Here is a 14445-nt window from a genome sequence, read left to right as displayed (position 1 = left end):
GGCATGAATCCGATTTGCGAGCGGCAGCGCCGCCATGCACCGAACCGCCATGCGTGAGACCGTGCGCTTCCTGCTCGGCGATGAGCCGGTCGAGATTGCCGCCTGCGATCCGACCCGCACCGTGCTCGACTGGCTGAGACTCGACCGCCGCCGCACCGGCACCAAGGAAGGTTGCGCCGAGGGCGATTGCGGCGCCTGCACCATCGTCGTCGGCCGGCTCGATGGCGACCGGCTGCGCTACGAGGCGATCAACGCCTGCATCCGCTTCCTGCCGACCCTTGACGGATGCCATGTCCTGACCGTCGAGCACCTCAAAGGTGCGGACGGCGCGCTCCACCCGGTGCAGCAGGCGATGGTCGACTGCCATGGCGCGCAATGCGGCTTCTGCACGCCGGGCTTCGTGATGTCGCTGCTGGCGCTCTGGCTGAACGAGCGGTCACCGTCGGTGCAGCGGATCGAGGATGCGCTCGCAGGAAACCTCTGCCGCTGCACCGGCTACGAGCCGATCATCGCTGCCGCGCAGCGCATGGATAGTGCCGAGCGCGAGCAGGATCGTTTCGTCGCTGGGATGCCCGCTGTCATCGCCCGGCTGAAGGCGCTCGCGGATGACGAAACGATCTCGATCGGCGATGGTGAGCGCCATTTCTACGCCCCCGCCAATGTCGCGGCACTCGCCGAACTCGTCAGCGCCCATCCGCAGGCGACACTCGTCGCCGGAGCGACCGATGTCGGCCTGTGGGTCACCAAGGGCATGCGCCGGCTCGATCCGGTGATCTATCTCGGCCGCATCGACGAACTGCGCGCGATCTCCAACGAAGGCGACCATCTGCGCTTCGGTGCGATGGCGAACCAGATCGCGGTGCGCAAGACGCTGGCGACTATCTCGCCGCAGCTCGACGAGATGCTGCGCCGCTTCGGTGGCGAGCAGGTGCGCAATGCCGGCACGATCGGCGGCAACATCGCCAACGGCTCGCCGATCGGCGACCTGCCGCCGGCCCTGATCGCCCTCGGCGCGACCTTGGTGCTGCGCAAAGACAGCGAGCGCCGAGAACTCCCGCTCGAAGCCTTCTTCCTCGACTATCGCAAGCAGGACCGGCAGCCGGGCGAGTTCGTCGAGGCCGTGCTGGTGCCGAAATTGCCGGCGGGCGCGTTTTTTCACATCTCCAAGATCTCGAAGCGCTTCGACGAGGATATCTCAGCCGTTTGCGGCGCCTTCTATCTCGAGCTCGATGACACCGGCCGCACCAGCACGGCGCGGCTCGCCTATGGCGGCATGGCCGGCATCCCGAAGCGAGCGAAAATCGCTGAGGCCGCGCTGCTCGGCCGTTCCTGGGACGAGACCGCAGTCACCGCTGCAATCGCCGCGCTGGCTGAGGATTTCACGCCGCTGACCGACATGCGAGCCTCGGCCGCCTACCGGCTGAAGGTCGCCGGCAACCTGCTGCGACGCTTCCTGATCGAGACGACGGCGCCCGAGACATCGACCCGCGTCGCCGGCCTGCTGGCGGAGGCTGCCCATGGCTGACGCGCGCAAGCGGCTCGACGCCATGGCGACACGGCCGATCGTCGGCTCGCCGCTGAAGCATGATTCCGCCGATAAGCATGTCGCCGGCGAGGCCCTCTATATAGACGACATCGCCGAGCCCGCCGGCCTCGCCCATGCCTGCCTCGGCCTCTCGACCATTGCCCATGGCAAGCTGCTCACGCTCGACCTGTCGGCCGTTGAGGATGCTCCCGGCGTACTCGCGGTCCTGACCGCCAACGACATCCCCGGCGAGAACGACATCTCCTCGACGCACAAGCATGACGAACCTGTCTTCGCGACGAGCGACATCCTGCATCACGGCCAGCCGCTCTTTGCGGTCATTGCCGAGACGCGCGAGCAGGCCCGCCATGCCGCGCTGATGGCGAAGGCTGCTTACGACGAAGCGCCTCCCCTGCTCGACGTCGCCGCCGCCCGTGCTGCCGGCTCCGAACTCGTCACCGAGCCGCTCAAGCTCGAACGCGGCGATGTCGCTTCTGCCCTCGCCGCCAGCCCACGCCGGCTGAAGGGCTCGATGGCGATCGGCGGGCAGGACCATTTCTACCTGGAAAGCCAGATCTCGCTCGCGATCCCCGGCGAGGACCAGGACATGCTGGTACTGTGCTCGACGCAGCATCCGAGCGAGGTCCAGCACATGGTCGCCCAGGTGCTCGGCGTCGGCGCGCACGCGGTCACCATCGAGGTCCGGCGCATGGGCGGCGGCTTCGGCGGCAAGGAGACGCAGGCCAATCTCTTCGCCTGCGTCGCGGCGCTCGCCGCCCGCAAGCTGAAGCGGCCGGTGAAGCTCAGGCCAGACCGCGACGACGACATGGTCATCACCGGCAAGCGCCATGACTTCGTCGTCGATTACGAGGTCGGCTTCGACGATGACGGCCGCATCCATGCGGTCGATGCGGTCTATGCCGCGCGCTGCGGCTGGAACGCCGACCTGTCCGGCCCGGTGACGGACCGGGCGCTGTTCCACATGGACAACTGCTATTTCTATCCGGCGGTGCGGGCCCGTTCCGAGCCCCTGCGCACGAACACGGTCTCTAACACCGCCTTCCGCGGCTTCGGCGGGCCGCAGGGCATGGTCGGGGCCGAGCGCTTCATCGAGGAAGTCGCCTTCGCCACCGGGCTCGATCCGCTGGAGGTGAGGAAGCGCAACCTTTATGGCGGCGAAGGCCGCGAGATCACGCCCTATCACCAGCAGATCGAGGACATGATCGCCGCCGAGGTGATCGACGACCTCGAACATTCCTGCGACTACCGCGCCCGCCAGGAGGCGATCCGCGCCTTCAACCGGACGAGCCCGGTGATCAAGCGCGGCATCGCGCTGACCCCGGTCAAGTTCGGGATCTCCTTCACCGCGACCTGGTACAATCAGGCCGGCGCGTTGGTGCATGTCTATACCGACGGCACGGTGGCGCTGAACCATGGCGGCACCGAGATGGGCCAGGGGCTCTACCAGAAGGTGGCGCAGGTGGTGGCGCAGGCCTTCGGCATCGGGCTGGCGCAGATCAAGATCACCGCGACGACCACCGGCAAGGTTCCGAACACCTCGGCAACGGCCGCCTCCTCAGGCTCGGATCTCAACGGCATGGCGGCGCTCGACGCCTGCGAGACGATCAAGCAGCGGCTCATCGCCTTCGCCTGTGAGCACTGGCAGGAAAAGCCCGAGGCGATCGCCTTCCTGCCCGGCCGGGTGCAGGTCGGTGCGCGCGAGATCGCTTTCGTCGAGCTGGTCAAGGCGGCCTACATGGCCCGCGTCCAGCTCTCGGCCACGGGCTTCTACGCAACGCCAAAAATCCATTGGGACCGCAAAGCTGGGCGCGGCCACCCGTTCTACTACTTCGCCTATGGCGCGGCCGCCGCCGAGGTCGCGATCGACACGCTGACCGGCGAGTACAAGGTCCAACGCGTCGACATCCTGCACGACTGCGGCAATTCGCTGAACCCGGCGATCGACAAGGGCCAGATCGAGGGCGGCTTCGTCCAGGGCATGGGCTGGCTGACCACCGAGGAGCTGGTCTGGGACGAGAAGGGGCGGCTCAGGACGCACGCGCCTTCGACCTACAAGATCCCGGTCGCCTCCGACCGGCCGCGCATCTTCAACGTCGCGCTCTTGGAGAAGGCGCCCAATCGCGAGCACACCATCCATCGCTCCAAGGCGGTGGGCGAGCCGCCGCTGATGCTGGCGATCAGCGTGCTGCACGCGCTTTCCGACGCGGTGGCCAGCGTCGGCGACCATCGTTTCTGTCCGCAGCTCGATGCGCCGGCGACGCCGGAGCGCGTGCTCGACGCGGTCGACAGGGTAAGGGCGCAGGCGGAGGTGGTACGATGACCCCCGCCAACTTCCTCGCCGCTAGCCTCACCGAAGGCGCCGTCATCGTCCGCATCACGGAGGCCCAGGGCTCGACGCCGCGCGAGGCCGGCGCGACGATGATCGTCAGCGCCCATGGCAGCGCCGGCACCATCGGCGGCGGCCAACTCGAATTCCACTGTATCGACCTCGCCCGCATCATGCTCGACAGCGGCGGCCCGCAGCAGTTGATCGACATACCGCTCGGCCCGCAAATGGGCCAATGCTGCGGCGGGCGCGTGCGGGTGGCAATGGAGCCCGCCACCGCCGCACATCTTGAAACGCTCAGGCAGGACGAGGCGAAAGCCGCGGCCGAGCGACCGCAGGTGCTGATCTTCGGTGCCGGCCATACGGGCACGGCGCTGGCGCGCAGCCTTGCCTTGCTGCCGGTCGCAGCAACCCTGATCGATGACCGACTCGGCCAGTTCGACGAGGTGCCCGAGACCGTCGCCTACGTGCAGCTCGACGATCCCGAGACCGCGCTGGCCGCTGCGCGGCCGGGCTCCGCCTTCGTCGTCCTGACGCATAGCCATGCGCTCGATTATCGCCTGGCCGAGGCGGCGCTGCTGCGCGGCGATGCTCTTTACGTCGGCATGATCGGATCGGCGACGAAGCGCGCCCGCTTCGAGGCGAGCTTCCGCCGCCGCTACCCCGGCAGCAAGGCGCTGGCCGGGCTCACCTGCCCGATCGGCGGATCGGATGTGCATGACAAGCGTCCGGAGGTGATCGCCGCCTTGACGAGTGCCGAGCTGGTGCGTTGCTTGCTTGGCGAGACAGCCACGAGACGCGCGAGGACACGGAACCGCCATGACGCAGCCGCCTGACCAGACGGCACCTTCGCGCCTGGCGCTCGCCCATGTCTCGAAGAGCTTTCCGGGCGTGAAGGCCAATCAGGACATCAGCCTCAGCGTCCGTCCCGGCGAGATCCATGCCCTGCTCGGCGAGAACGGCGCCGGCAAATCGACCCTCGTCAAGATCATCTATGGCGTGCAGCGCGCCGACGAAGGGCAGATCAGCTTCGACGACCGCCCGGTCGAGATCGCCTCGCCCAAGGCGGCGCGCAAGCTCGGCATCGGCATGGTCTTCCAGCATTTCTCGCTGTTCGATGGCATGACCGTGCTGGAGAACATCGCACTCGGGCTCGACGAGACCGTCCCGGCCGAGGAGCTGAAGGCGCGGATCAAGGCGATCCTCGACAGCTATTCTTTGCCGCTCGACCCGGACCGCGAGGTGCATACGCTCTCGGTCGGCGAGCGCCAGCGCATCGAGATCGTGCGCTGCCTGCTGCAGAAGCCGAAGCTGCTGATCATGGACGAGCCGACCTCGGTGCTGACGCCGCAGGAGGTCGAGCGCCTGTTCGAGACGCTGCGCCAGATCGCCAGCGAAGGCTGCTCGATCCTCTACATCAGCCACAAGCTGCACGAGATCAAAGCGCTGTGCGAGACCGCCACCATCCTGCGCGGCGGCAAGGTCGTCGCGACCTGCGATCCGCGTGTGGAAACGACGCGACGCATGGCCGAGCTGATGATCGGCGCGGAGCTGAAGAGCATCGAGCGGCCGGCTGGTGACGGCAAGGCCGGCGCGGCCCGGCTTTCGGTCGAGAAGCTCGACATGCCGGGCGAGCCGCCTTTCGGCACAAGCCTGAAGGCCATCTCCTTCTCCGCCCAGGCCGGCGAGATCCTCGGCATCGCCGGCGTCGCCGGCAATGGCCAAGCCGAATTGCTGATGGCGCTTTCGGGCGAGCATCTCGCCTCCCGCAATGAGGCGATCCGGCTCGACGGCCAGCCGATCGGCCTGGCCGATGCCGGCGCCCGCCGCGCCGCCGGCCTCGCCTGCGTGCCCGAGGAGCGCAACGGCCACGCCGCCGTGCCCGAGTTCTCGCTCGCCGAGAACGTCGTGCTGACTGCGCGCCATCGGTTGCCCCTCGCGCCATCGGGCGTGATCCGGCAAGGGCCGGTCGAGGCTTATGCGAAGGATGTCATCGCCCGCTTCGACGTGCGTACCACAGGTCCAGCGGCACTGGCCGGCTCACTTTCCGGCGGCAATCTCCAAAAATTCATCATGGGCCGCGAGATCGGGCAGCGCCCCGACGTGCTTGTGGTGGCGCAGCCGACCTGGGGCGTCGATGCCGGCGCCGCCGCCGCGATCCGGCAGGCACTGGTCGACCTCGCCGCGCAGGGCTCGGCCATCGTGGTGATCTCGCAGGATCTCGACGAGTTGCTCGAGCTCTCCGACCGGCTCTGTGTGATCAACGAAGGGCGACTGTCGCAGGCGCGGCCGGTCGCGGGCCTGAAGCTCGAAGAGATCGGCCTGCTCATGGGCGGCGTTCATGGCGAAAGCCATCAGGTGGAGCCGGCGCATGCTTGAATGGCGGCGCCGGCGCGAGCCCAGCAAGGCGATGCTGTATCTCAGCCCGCTGATCGCGATCGGGCTCACCATGCTGACCGGCATGCTGGTCTTCGGCGCGATCGGCTATGACGGCCTGCGCGCGGTCACTGCGATCTTCATCACACCCCTGATCGAGCCGCAGCGCTGGGCCGATCTCGGCGTCAAGGCGGCGCCGCTCATCATGATCGCGCTCGGCCTCGCCATCGGCTTTCGCGCCAATGTCTGGAACATCGGCGCCGAGGGGCAGTACGTCATGGGTGCGATCGCCGGCACCGGCGTTGCGCTCCTGACCCATGACATGACTGGCTGGTGGATCCTGCCGGCGATGGCGCTCGCCGGCGTCCTGGGCGGCGCGGCCTATGCGGCGCTCCCCGCCCTGCTCAAGGTGCGCCTCCAGGTCAGCGAAATCCTGACCAGCCTGATGCTGACCTATGTCGCGGTGCAGTTCCTGTATTACCTCGTGCGCGGCCCGTGGAAGGACCCGGACGGCTTCAATTTCCCGCAGACCAGGATGTTCAGCGCCAGCCAGACGCTGCCGGCGGTCGCGGAAGGCTCGCTCGTGCATTTCGGCGTGCCGCTGGCGATCCTGCTCGCGCTGATCGCCTGGTTCGTGATGAGCAAGACCGTCGCCGGCTATGCGGTGCGCGTCGTCGGCCGCGCGCCGGCCGCCGCCCGCCATGGCGGCTTCGATGCCGACCGCGTCACCTGGGCGGCGCTGCTGGCTGGCGGAGGCCTCGCAGGTTTGGCGGGCTTGTTCGAGGCCGCCGGTCCGTTCGGCCAGCTCACGCCGCAGTTCCCGGTCGGCTACGGCTTCACCGCGATCATCGTCGCCTTTCTCGGCCGTCTCTCGCCTCCCGGCATTGTCTTCGGCGCGCTGGTGCTGGCGGTGACCTATGTCGGCGGCGAGATCGCCCAGAGCACGGTACGCCTGCCCTCGGCCGCAACCGGCATGTTCCAGGCGTTGCTGCTGTTCTTCCTGCTCGCAACCGACGTGCTGGTGCGCTACCGGCTCGCCTGGAAGGCGCGGCCGGCGAGGAGCGCGCCATGACCGCCGCCATCCTCGTCTCGATCTTCATGACGCTCGCTGCTGCGGCGACGCCGATCCTGCTCGCGGCCTTGGGCGAACTCGTCACCGAGAAGGCCGGCGTCCTCAATCTCGGCGTCGAGGGCATGATGCTATGCGGCGCCGTTGCGGGATTCGCGGTCGCCTATTCCACCGGCAGCGTTCCGCTCGGCTTGCTGGCGGCGACGCTGGCGGGCGTCGCCGCGGCGATGATCTTCGCGCTACTGACCCTCGGGCTCGGCTCCAACCAGGTCGCGACCGGCCTCGCGCTGACGATCTTCGGCATCGGCGCATCCTCGCTGATCGGCGCCGGTTTCGTCGGGCGCACGATCACGCGGCTCGGGCCGCTCTTCCCGGCCGACTACGCCGCCCATCCCTGGCTGCGGCTCGCCTTCGGCCATGACGCCATCGTCTACCTCTCGCTCGCGCTCGTCCTCGCCGTCAGCCTGTTCCTGCGCCGGACCAAGGCCGGGCTGATCCTGCGGGCCGTCGGCGAGAATGCCGATTCCGCCCATGCCATCGGCTATCGCGTGCTGGCGATCCGCACCGCCGCGACCGGCTTCGGCGGGGCGCTGGCCGGGCTCGGCGGCGCCTACTTCTCGCTGGCGCTGACACCGATGTGGGCCGACCGGCTGACCGCCGGCCGTGGCTGGATCGCGCTCGCCCTTGTCGTTTTCGCCGCTTGGAAACCGGGCCGGCTGCTGATCGGCGCCTATCTTTTCGGCGCGGTCGCGACCTTCGAATTGCAGGCCAAGGCGGCCGGCTGGAGCTTCGTCGCGCCGGAGGTCCTGGCGATGACCCCCTACCTTGCGACGATTGTGGTTCTGACCATGATGTCGCTAGGACGGAGAACCGGCGGACGCGACGCGCCCGCCTGCCTCGGCAAGCCTTTCCCGGCGCCCTGATCGCGCCGCAACCGACAACGGGGAGCACCATCATGTCGACCATCATCACCCGCCGCACCCTTCTCGCCGGCACCGCCGCCAGCGCGGCCCTGCCGCTGGTCGGCGCACGCGCCCAGGCGCCGTTCGGCGTCGGCTTCGTCTATGTCGGCCCGGTCGGCGATCATGGCTGGACCTGGACCCACGACCAGGGCCGCAAGGCGGTCGAGGCCACCTATGGCAACAAGGTCAAGACCAGCTTCATCGAGAACGTCGCCGAAGGCCCGGATGCGGCGCGCGCCATCCGCCAGCTCGCCCAGGCCGGCGACCAGCTGATCTTCACGACCTCCTTCGGTTTCATGAATCCGACCATCCAGGTCGCCAAGCAGTTCCCGAAAATCAAGTTCGAGCATGCCACCGGCTATCAGCGCGCCGAGAACGTCGCGACCTACAATGCCCGATTCTACGAGGGCCGCGCCGTGATCGGCACCATCGCCGGGCATATGTCGAAGTCCGGGCAGGCCGGCTACATCGCCTCCTTCCCGATCCCCGAGGTGGTGATGGGCATCAACGCCTTCCATCTCGCGGCCAAGAAGGTGAACCCCAACTTCAAGACCAAGGTGATCTGGGCCTCGACCTGGTACGACCCGGCCAAGGAAGCCGATGCCGCCAAGGCGCTGATCGACCAAGGCTGCGACGTGATCACCCAGCACACCGACTCGGCAGCGGCCCTGCAGGCGGCCGAGCAGCGCGGCGTCTTCGCCTTCGGCCAGGCCTCGGACATGAAGGCCTTCGCTCCCAAGGCCCATCTCTCGGCGATCGTCGACGACTGGTCGGGGTATTACGTCAAGCGCGTCAAGGAAGCGATGGACGGGACCTGGAAGAGCGGCGACGTCTGGGGCGGCATCAAGGACGGCATGGTCAAGCTCGCGCCCTATAACGACGCGGTCACGCCGGCCGCCCGTGCCGCCGCGGACGAGGTCCAGAAGGGCATCGTCGCCGGCACGCTCCACCCCTTCACCGGCGAGCTCAAGGACCAGAAGGGCACGCTGCGCCTCAAGGCCGGCGAAACCGCCAGCGACGAGATCCTCTCGAAGATGGACTGGTACGTCGACGGCGTGCAGGCGTAACCACGACGTCATTGCGGGGCAGGCCGACAGGCCTGAACCCGGAACCCATGAACACTGCGGTGTCTGAAAAGGTCGGAAAGCGCCGCATCTCTCGATGCACGTCGTGTTCGTGGGTTCCGGGCTCGCCGCTTCGCGGCGCCCCGGAAAGACGAAGCGGCTCGCGAACAAAAATTACCCGCAGGACCCCCCTTGCAGATATTTTAAGCTTGAAACAATATGGCTGCCGACACCACCGGACAGGGATGGGGAACCCCGCCGGCGGTCGCATCTGCCACGTCCCGGGAGGACATCGGACATGACGCTCAAATTCACTCTGTCGCTTAGCGCCGGCGTGCTCGCGCTCGGGCTTTCCGCTGCCCAAGCGCAGGAGCCCTTGAAGATCGGCGTGGTCAGCGTGCTGACCGGCCCTGCGGCCGCGCTCGGCCAGCAGGTCCGCGACGGCTTCCAGCTCGCGGTCGACCAGAACGGCGGCAAGCTCGGCGGCGTGCCGGTGCAGATCACCGTGATCGACGACGAGCTCAAACCCGACGTCGCGGTCGGCAAGGTCCGCAGCTTCGTCGAGGGCGGCAAGGTCGACTTCGTCGTCGGCCCGGTGTTCTCGAACATTCTCGGCGCGATCGCCAAGCCGGTGCTGGATTCCGGCGCGATCCTGATCAGCCCGAATGCAGGCCCCTCGACCATGGCCGGCAAGGCCTGCCACCAGAACTTCTTCGTGACCTCGTACCAGAACGACCAGGTCCACGAGGTGCTCGGCAAATACGCGCAGGACCAAAACTATAAGAAGGCCTACATCATCGCGCCGAACTACCAGGCGGGTAAGGACTCGCTCGCCGGCTTCAAGCGCTACTTCAAGGGCGAGATCCTCGACGAGATCTATGTTCCGTTGACCTCGCTCGACTTCTCGGCCGAGCTCGCCAAGATCGCCTCGGCCAAGCCCGACGTGGTCTTCGCCTTCCTGCCCGGCGGCCTCGGCGTCAACTTCGTCAAGCAGTGGTCGCAGGCCGGCCTCACCGGCAAGGTGCCGTTCCTTTCCGCCTTCACAGTCGACGAATCCACCCTCCCGGCGCAGCAGGACGCCGCCGTCGGCATGTTCGGCGGCATGACCTGGGCGCCCAACATGGACAACCCGCAGACGAAGAAGTTCGTCGCGGCCTATGAAGCGGCCTACAAGATCGTGCCCGGTTCCTATGCCCAGCAGGCCTTCGATGCGGCGCAACTGATCGACTCGGCGGTCAAGGCCGCCGGCGGCACCGCCGACAAGGACAAGCTGCGCGCCGCGATCAAGAAGGCCGACTTCACCTCGCTGCGCGGCAAGTTCAAGTTCAACACCAATGGCTATCCGATCCAGGACTTCTACCTGGTCAAGGTCGCCAAGCGGGCGGACGGCAAGTTCCAGACCGAGATCGCCCAGAAGGTGTTCGAGGACTATGCCGACCCGCATGCGAAGGATTGCGCGCTGAAGTGACGCGAAGCGTCATCCTCGGGCGAAGCACAGCTTCGACCCGAGGATCTCCTTCCACGAGATGCTCGGGTCAAGCCCGAGCATGACGGGATAGCTTTGCCATGACCACCGGCCTCCTCATTGTCCAGATCCTGAACGGGCTGCAGTTCGGCATCCTGCTGTTCCTGGTGGCGGCAGGGCTGACCCTGGTCTTCGGCGTGATGGACTTCATCAACCTGGCGCATAGCGTGCAGTACATGCTCGGCGCCTATCTCGCCGTGACCTTCGTCGCGCTGACCGGCTCCTTCGTGCTCGGCCTCGTGCTGGCATTGGCGGCGGCGCTGGTCTTTGGCCTCGCGCTCGAATTCCTGGTCTTCCGCCATCTCTACGAGCGCGACCATCTCGACCAGGTGCTGGCGACCTTCGGGCTGATCCTGCTGCTCAACCAGAGCGTCAAGATGATCTGGGGCGCTGCTCCCCTCTCCGTTCCGCTGCCTGAGTTCCTCACCGGCAATGTCGCGCTGATGGACGGCATCCTCTACCCGACCTACCGCTTCGCGCTGATCGGCTCGGGCCTGGCGGTCGGCGCCCTGCTCTGGTTCATCGTCGAGAAGACCCGCACCGGCATGCTGCTGCGGGCCGGCGCCTCGAACGCCCCGATGGTCTCTGCCCTCGGCGTCGATATCCGCAAGCTGTTCATGATCGTCTTCGCCTTCGGCACCATGCTGGCGGGCTTCGCCGGGGCGATGGCGGCGCCGATCCTCTCGGTCGAGCCCGGCATGGGCGACACTGTCCTCATCCTCGCCTTCGTCGTCATCGTCATCGGCGGGATCGGCTCGATCCGCGGCGCCTTCGTCGCGGCGCTGATCGTCGGCCTGGTCGACACGCTCGGCCGCTCCTTCATGAACGACCTGCTGCGGCTGTTCATGAGCGCGCCGTCGGCGCGGGCGACCGGCGCCGCGCTGTCCTCGATGCTGATCTACCTCCTGATGGCGGTGGTGCTGTTCGTGCGGCCGGAAGGCCTGCTGCCGGCGCGAGGCCGGACATGAGCTCGGCGACGACGACGGCCGAGGTCACCAGCGTCGCGCTGCCGCGCGAGCGCGCCAAGGTGCTGCTGCCGGCCATATTGTTCCTGCTGCTGGCGCTGGCGCCGCTCGCCGTCTCGCTCGGCATGCCGGCCGGCTGGCTCGCCTTGCTGACGCGGGCGCTGATCTTCGCCATCGCCGCGCTCTCGCTCGACCTCATCCTCGGCGTCGGCGGCCTCGTCTCCTTCGGCCATGCCGCCTTCCTCGGCATCGGCGCCTATGTCACCGGCATCATGATCACGGAAGGCCGCAGCGAGGCGCTCGTGATCCTGCCGGTGATCCTAGGCGTCTGTGCCCTGTTCGGCGCGATCACCGGCGCGAGCTGCCTGCGCACGCGCGGCGTCGCCTTCATCATGATCACGCTCGCCTTCGGCCAGATGGTCTATTTCCTGGCGCAGGCGCTCTCGGCCTATGGCGGCGATGACGGGCTGACGCTCTACGAGAAGAGCACCGTCCTCGGCTTCAGCCCGTTCGCGAACCGGACTTCATTTTACTATAGCGTGCTGATCGCGCTCGCCGGCGCCTATCTCCTGGTGCGCGGCCTCGTCGCCTCCCGCTTCGGCCGGGTGCTGAGGGCGGCGCGCGAAAACCCGACCCGCGTCAGCGTCACCGGCTTCGATGTCAACAAGGTGCGCCTCGTCGCCTATGTGATCAGCGGCATGCTGGCGGGCCTTTCCGGCTTCTTCCTCGCCAACCACACCGAGTTCGTCAGCCCGGCCTTCATGTCCTGGCAGCGTTCGGGCGAACTGATCTTCGTGGCGGTGCTCGGCGGCGTCGGCTCGCTGCACGGCGCGATCATCGGCGCGATCGCCTATCTGATCGCCGAGGATGCGCTGTCGCATGTGACCGAGCATTGGCGCGCCATCTTCGGGCCGATGATCATTCTCTTCGTGCTGTTCACCCGCGGAGGCATCGTCGGGATGCTGCGCAAGCTGGGTCCCCGTCATGGCTGACCCGGTCCTCGTCCTCGATGGTGTCCGGAAATCCTTCGGCGCGCTGAAGGTCACCGACGGCGTCAGCCTCGCCGTCGCGCCCGGAGAGCTGCATGCGCTGATCGGCCCGAACGGCGCCGGCAAGACCACGCTGGTCCACCAGATCTCCGGTATGCTCAGGCCAGACGACGGCACGATCCGCTTCCGCGGCGAGGACGTCACCGCCTTCAATGCCGAGAAACGCGCCCGCCATGGCCTGGCGCGGACCTTCCAGATCACCTCGACCATCGCCTCGCTCTCGGCGCTGGAGAATGTCGCGCTCGGCGTGCAGGCCAAGGCGAGCCATCCGCTTTCCTTCTTCCGCAACGCCGCCAGCGACGAGCGCCTGAACCGCCCTGCCCGCGCCGCCCTCGACGCGGTCGGCCTGTCGGACCGTGCTCACGTCCCGGCCGGCAGCTTGTCGCATGGCGAGAAACGGGCGCTGGAGATTGCCATGGCGCTGGCACTCGAGCCGGCGGCGATCCTGCTCGACGAGCCGCTCGCCGGCGTCGGCAAGGAAGAAGGCGAGCGCCTGATCGCCCTGCTCAAGAGCCTGAAAGGGCGCTACGCCATGCTGCTGGTCGAGCACGACATGGAGGCGGTGTTCGCGCTCGCCGACACGGTGACCGTCCTGGTCTATGGCCGCGTCATCGCCTCGGGCGATCCGGTCACCGTCAGGGCCGATCCGGCCGTGCGTGAAGCCTATCTCGGCGAGGAGGGCTGATGACCGACGACGTCACCCCTTGTCATTCCGGGGCTTCGCGCAGCGAAGAACCCGGAACCCACGACCGGGTGAGACCATGACGACCATGAACGATCGCGCTCGCCCGGTCATGGGTTCCGGGTTCGCTGCGCGCCCCGGAATGACAGAGAACGAGCCCGCACCATGCTGACGGTCGAAAATCTCGATGCCGGCTATGGCGAGGCGCAGATCCTGTTCAGCGTCGATCTTGCTGTTGGAGCCGGCGAGGTCGTGACCCTGCTCGGCCGCAACGGCATGGGCAAGACCACGACGGTGCGCGCCATCATGGGGCTGGTCCGGCCCCGCGCCGGCCGCGTCAGCTTCGGCGGCGTCGACCTCACCGGCAGCGCGCCGTTCCGGCTGGCGCAAGCCGGCATCGGCCTCGTCCCCGAAGGGCGGCAGGTCTTCCCGACGCTTTCGGTCGAGGAGAACCTGATCGCCACCGCCGCCAGCCGCTTCGGGCGCGCACGCTGGACGCTGGAGCGCGTCTACGCCTTCATGCCGCGGCTCAGGGAGCGCAAGGCCAATCGCGGCAACCAGCTCTCCGGCGGCGAGCAGCAGATGCTGGCGATCGGCCGGGCGCTGATGACCAATCCCAAGCTCGTCATCCTCGACGAGGCGACCGAGGGGCTCGCGCCGATCATCCGGCAGGAGATCTGGTCCTGCCTCGCCGCGCTGAAGGCCGAGGGCGAGTCGATCCTGGTGATCGACAAGAATGTCGACGCGCTCGCCAAGATCGCCGACCGGCATATCGTGCTGGAGAAGGGCCGCGTCGCCTGGCGCGGCAGCAGCGACGATCTGCGCAGCGACAGCGCAGTCAAGGACCGCTTCCTGCATCTGTAGCGCGAGCTGGAGAGGGA

At 67.6% G+C, this 14445-nt stretch carries 12 protein-coding genes; all 12 read left to right on the top strand.

The genetic code is table 11. From position 1 onward, the window contains the following. Positions 1–49: 49 nt before the first annotated feature. The 12 genes from xdhA (at position 50) to ACFPOB_RS08420 (ending at position 14428) form a co-directional block, all read left to right on the top strand. Complete coding sequence (xdhA, locus tag ACFPOB_RS08475) at positions 50–1525, top strand: xanthine dehydrogenase small subunit (protein WP_377797451.1); 1476 nt, start codon at positions 50–52, stop codon at positions 1523–1525. A 22-nt stretch (positions 1526–1547) separates the two neighbouring features. Further along, entirely contained in the window at positions 1548–3866 is a 2319-nt protein-coding gene (xdhB, locus tag ACFPOB_RS08470) for a xanthine dehydrogenase molybdopterin binding subunit (protein WP_377797938.1), read from the top strand. Next, positions 3863–4708: a xanthine dehydrogenase accessory protein XdhC gene (gene xdhC / locus ACFPOB_RS08465; RefSeq protein WP_377797449.1), complete on the top strand. Its 846-nt coding sequence runs from the start codon at positions 3863–3865 to the stop codon at positions 4706–4708. The genes xdhB and xdhC overlap by 4 nt, the downstream gene beginning before the upstream one ends. After that, positions 4692–6251 carry an ABC transporter ATP-binding protein gene (locus tag ACFPOB_RS08460; RefSeq protein ID WP_377797447.1) on the top strand — a complete coding sequence of 520 codons (1560 nt, stop codon included), beginning with the start codon at positions 4692–4694 and terminating at the stop codon, positions 6249–6251. Before xdhC ends, ACFPOB_RS08460 begins: the two co-directional genes overlap by 17 nt. Further along, positions 6244–7320, top strand: coding sequence for an ABC transporter permease (locus tag ACFPOB_RS08455; RefSeq protein WP_377797446.1), 1077 nt, complete (start codon positions 6244–6246; stop codon positions 7318–7320). Before ACFPOB_RS08460 ends, ACFPOB_RS08455 begins: the two co-directional genes overlap by 8 nt. Continuing rightward, complete coding sequence (locus tag ACFPOB_RS08450; RefSeq protein ID WP_377797444.1) at positions 7317–8240, top strand: ABC transporter permease; 924 nt, start codon at positions 7317–7319, stop codon at positions 8238–8240. The genes ACFPOB_RS08455 and ACFPOB_RS08450 overlap by 4 nt, the downstream gene beginning before the upstream one ends. 32 nt (positions 8241–8272) lie before the next feature. Continuing rightward, a complete protein-coding gene (locus ACFPOB_RS08445) occupies positions 8273–9346 on the top strand; it encodes a BMP family ABC transporter substrate-binding protein (RefSeq protein WP_377797442.1) in 1074 nt (357 codons plus the stop codon). Positions 9347–9641: 295 nt separating this feature from the next. Beyond that, positions 9642–10811 carry an ABC transporter substrate-binding protein gene (locus ACFPOB_RS08440; RefSeq protein ID WP_377797440.1) on the top strand — a complete coding sequence of 390 codons (1170 nt, stop codon included), beginning with the start codon at positions 9642–9644 and terminating at the stop codon, positions 10809–10811. A 98-nt stretch (positions 10812–10909) separates the two neighbouring features. Beyond that, positions 10910–11836, top strand: coding sequence for a branched-chain amino acid ABC transporter permease (locus tag ACFPOB_RS08435; RefSeq protein WP_377797439.1), 927 nt, complete (start codon positions 10910–10912; stop codon positions 11834–11836). Then, positions 11833–12825, top strand: a complete 993-nt coding sequence (locus tag ACFPOB_RS08430) for a branched-chain amino acid ABC transporter permease (RefSeq protein ID WP_377797437.1) — start codon at positions 11833–11835, stop codon at positions 12823–12825. The genes ACFPOB_RS08435 and ACFPOB_RS08430 overlap by 4 nt, the downstream gene beginning before the upstream one ends. Continuing rightward, positions 12818–13567 (top strand): ABC transporter ATP-binding protein, encoded by a 750-nt coding sequence (locus tag ACFPOB_RS08425; protein WP_377797435.1) that lies wholly within the window; start codon positions 12818–12820, stop codon positions 13565–13567. The genes ACFPOB_RS08430 and ACFPOB_RS08425 overlap by 8 nt, the downstream gene beginning before the upstream one ends. A gap of 162 nt (positions 13568–13729) precedes the next feature. Further along, entirely contained in the window at positions 13730–14428 is a 699-nt protein-coding gene (locus tag ACFPOB_RS08420) for an ABC transporter ATP-binding protein (protein WP_377797434.1), read from the top strand. Positions 14429–14445: the final 17 nt, after the last annotated feature.

Source organism: Allobosea eneae, assembly GCF_042657265.1.
Lineage (GTDB): Bacteria > Pseudomonadota > Alphaproteobacteria > Rhizobiales > Beijerinckiaceae > Allobosea > Allobosea eneae.
The sequence above is the reverse complement of the archived record's forward strand: the minus strand, read 5'-3'. Positions and strand labels throughout refer to the sequence as shown.

Bases quoted from the DNA above. Each gene is read 5' to 3' on its own strand.
- ACFPOB_RS08460 (WP_377797447.1), top strand. From the start codon at position 4,692: ATGACGCAGCCGCCTGACCAGACGGCACCTTCGCGCCTGGCGCTCGCC.
- xdhC (WP_377797449.1), top strand. From the start codon at position 3,863: ATGACCCCCGCCAACTTCCTCGCCGCTAGCCTCACCGAAGGCGCCGTC.
- ACFPOB_RS08445 (WP_377797442.1), top strand. From the start codon at position 8,273: ATGTCGACCATCATCACCCGCCGCACCCTTCTCGCCGGCACCGCCGCC.
- ACFPOB_RS08435 (WP_377797439.1), top strand. From the start codon at position 10,910: ATGACCACCGGCCTCCTCATTGTCCAGATCCTGAACGGGCTGCAGTTC.
- xdhA (WP_377797451.1), top strand. From the start codon at position 50: ATGCGTGAGACCGTGCGCTTCCTGCTCGGCGATGAGCCGGTCGAGATT.
- ACFPOB_RS08440 (WP_377797440.1), top strand. From the start codon at position 9,642: ATGACGCTCAAATTCACTCTGTCGCTTAGCGCCGGCGTGCTCGCGCTC.
- ACFPOB_RS08455 (WP_377797446.1), top strand. From the start codon at position 6,244: ATGCTTGAATGGCGGCGCCGGCGCGAGCCCAGCAAGGCGATGCTGTAT.
- xdhB (WP_377797938.1), top strand. From the start codon at position 1,548: ATGGCGACACGGCCGATCGTCGGCTCGCCGCTGAAGCATGATTCCGCC.
- ACFPOB_RS08450 (WP_377797444.1), top strand. From the start codon at position 7,317: ATGACCGCCGCCATCCTCGTCTCGATCTTCATGACGCTCGCTGCTGCG.
- ACFPOB_RS08430 (WP_377797437.1), top strand. From the start codon at position 11,833: ATGAGCTCGGCGACGACGACGGCCGAGGTCACCAGCGTCGCGCTGCCG.
- ACFPOB_RS08425 (WP_377797435.1), top strand. From the start codon at position 12,818: ATGGCTGACCCGGTCCTCGTCCTCGATGGTGTCCGGAAATCCTTCGGC.
- ACFPOB_RS08420 (WP_377797434.1), top strand. From the start codon at position 13,730: ATGCTGACGGTCGAAAATCTCGATGCCGGCTATGGCGAGGCGCAGATC.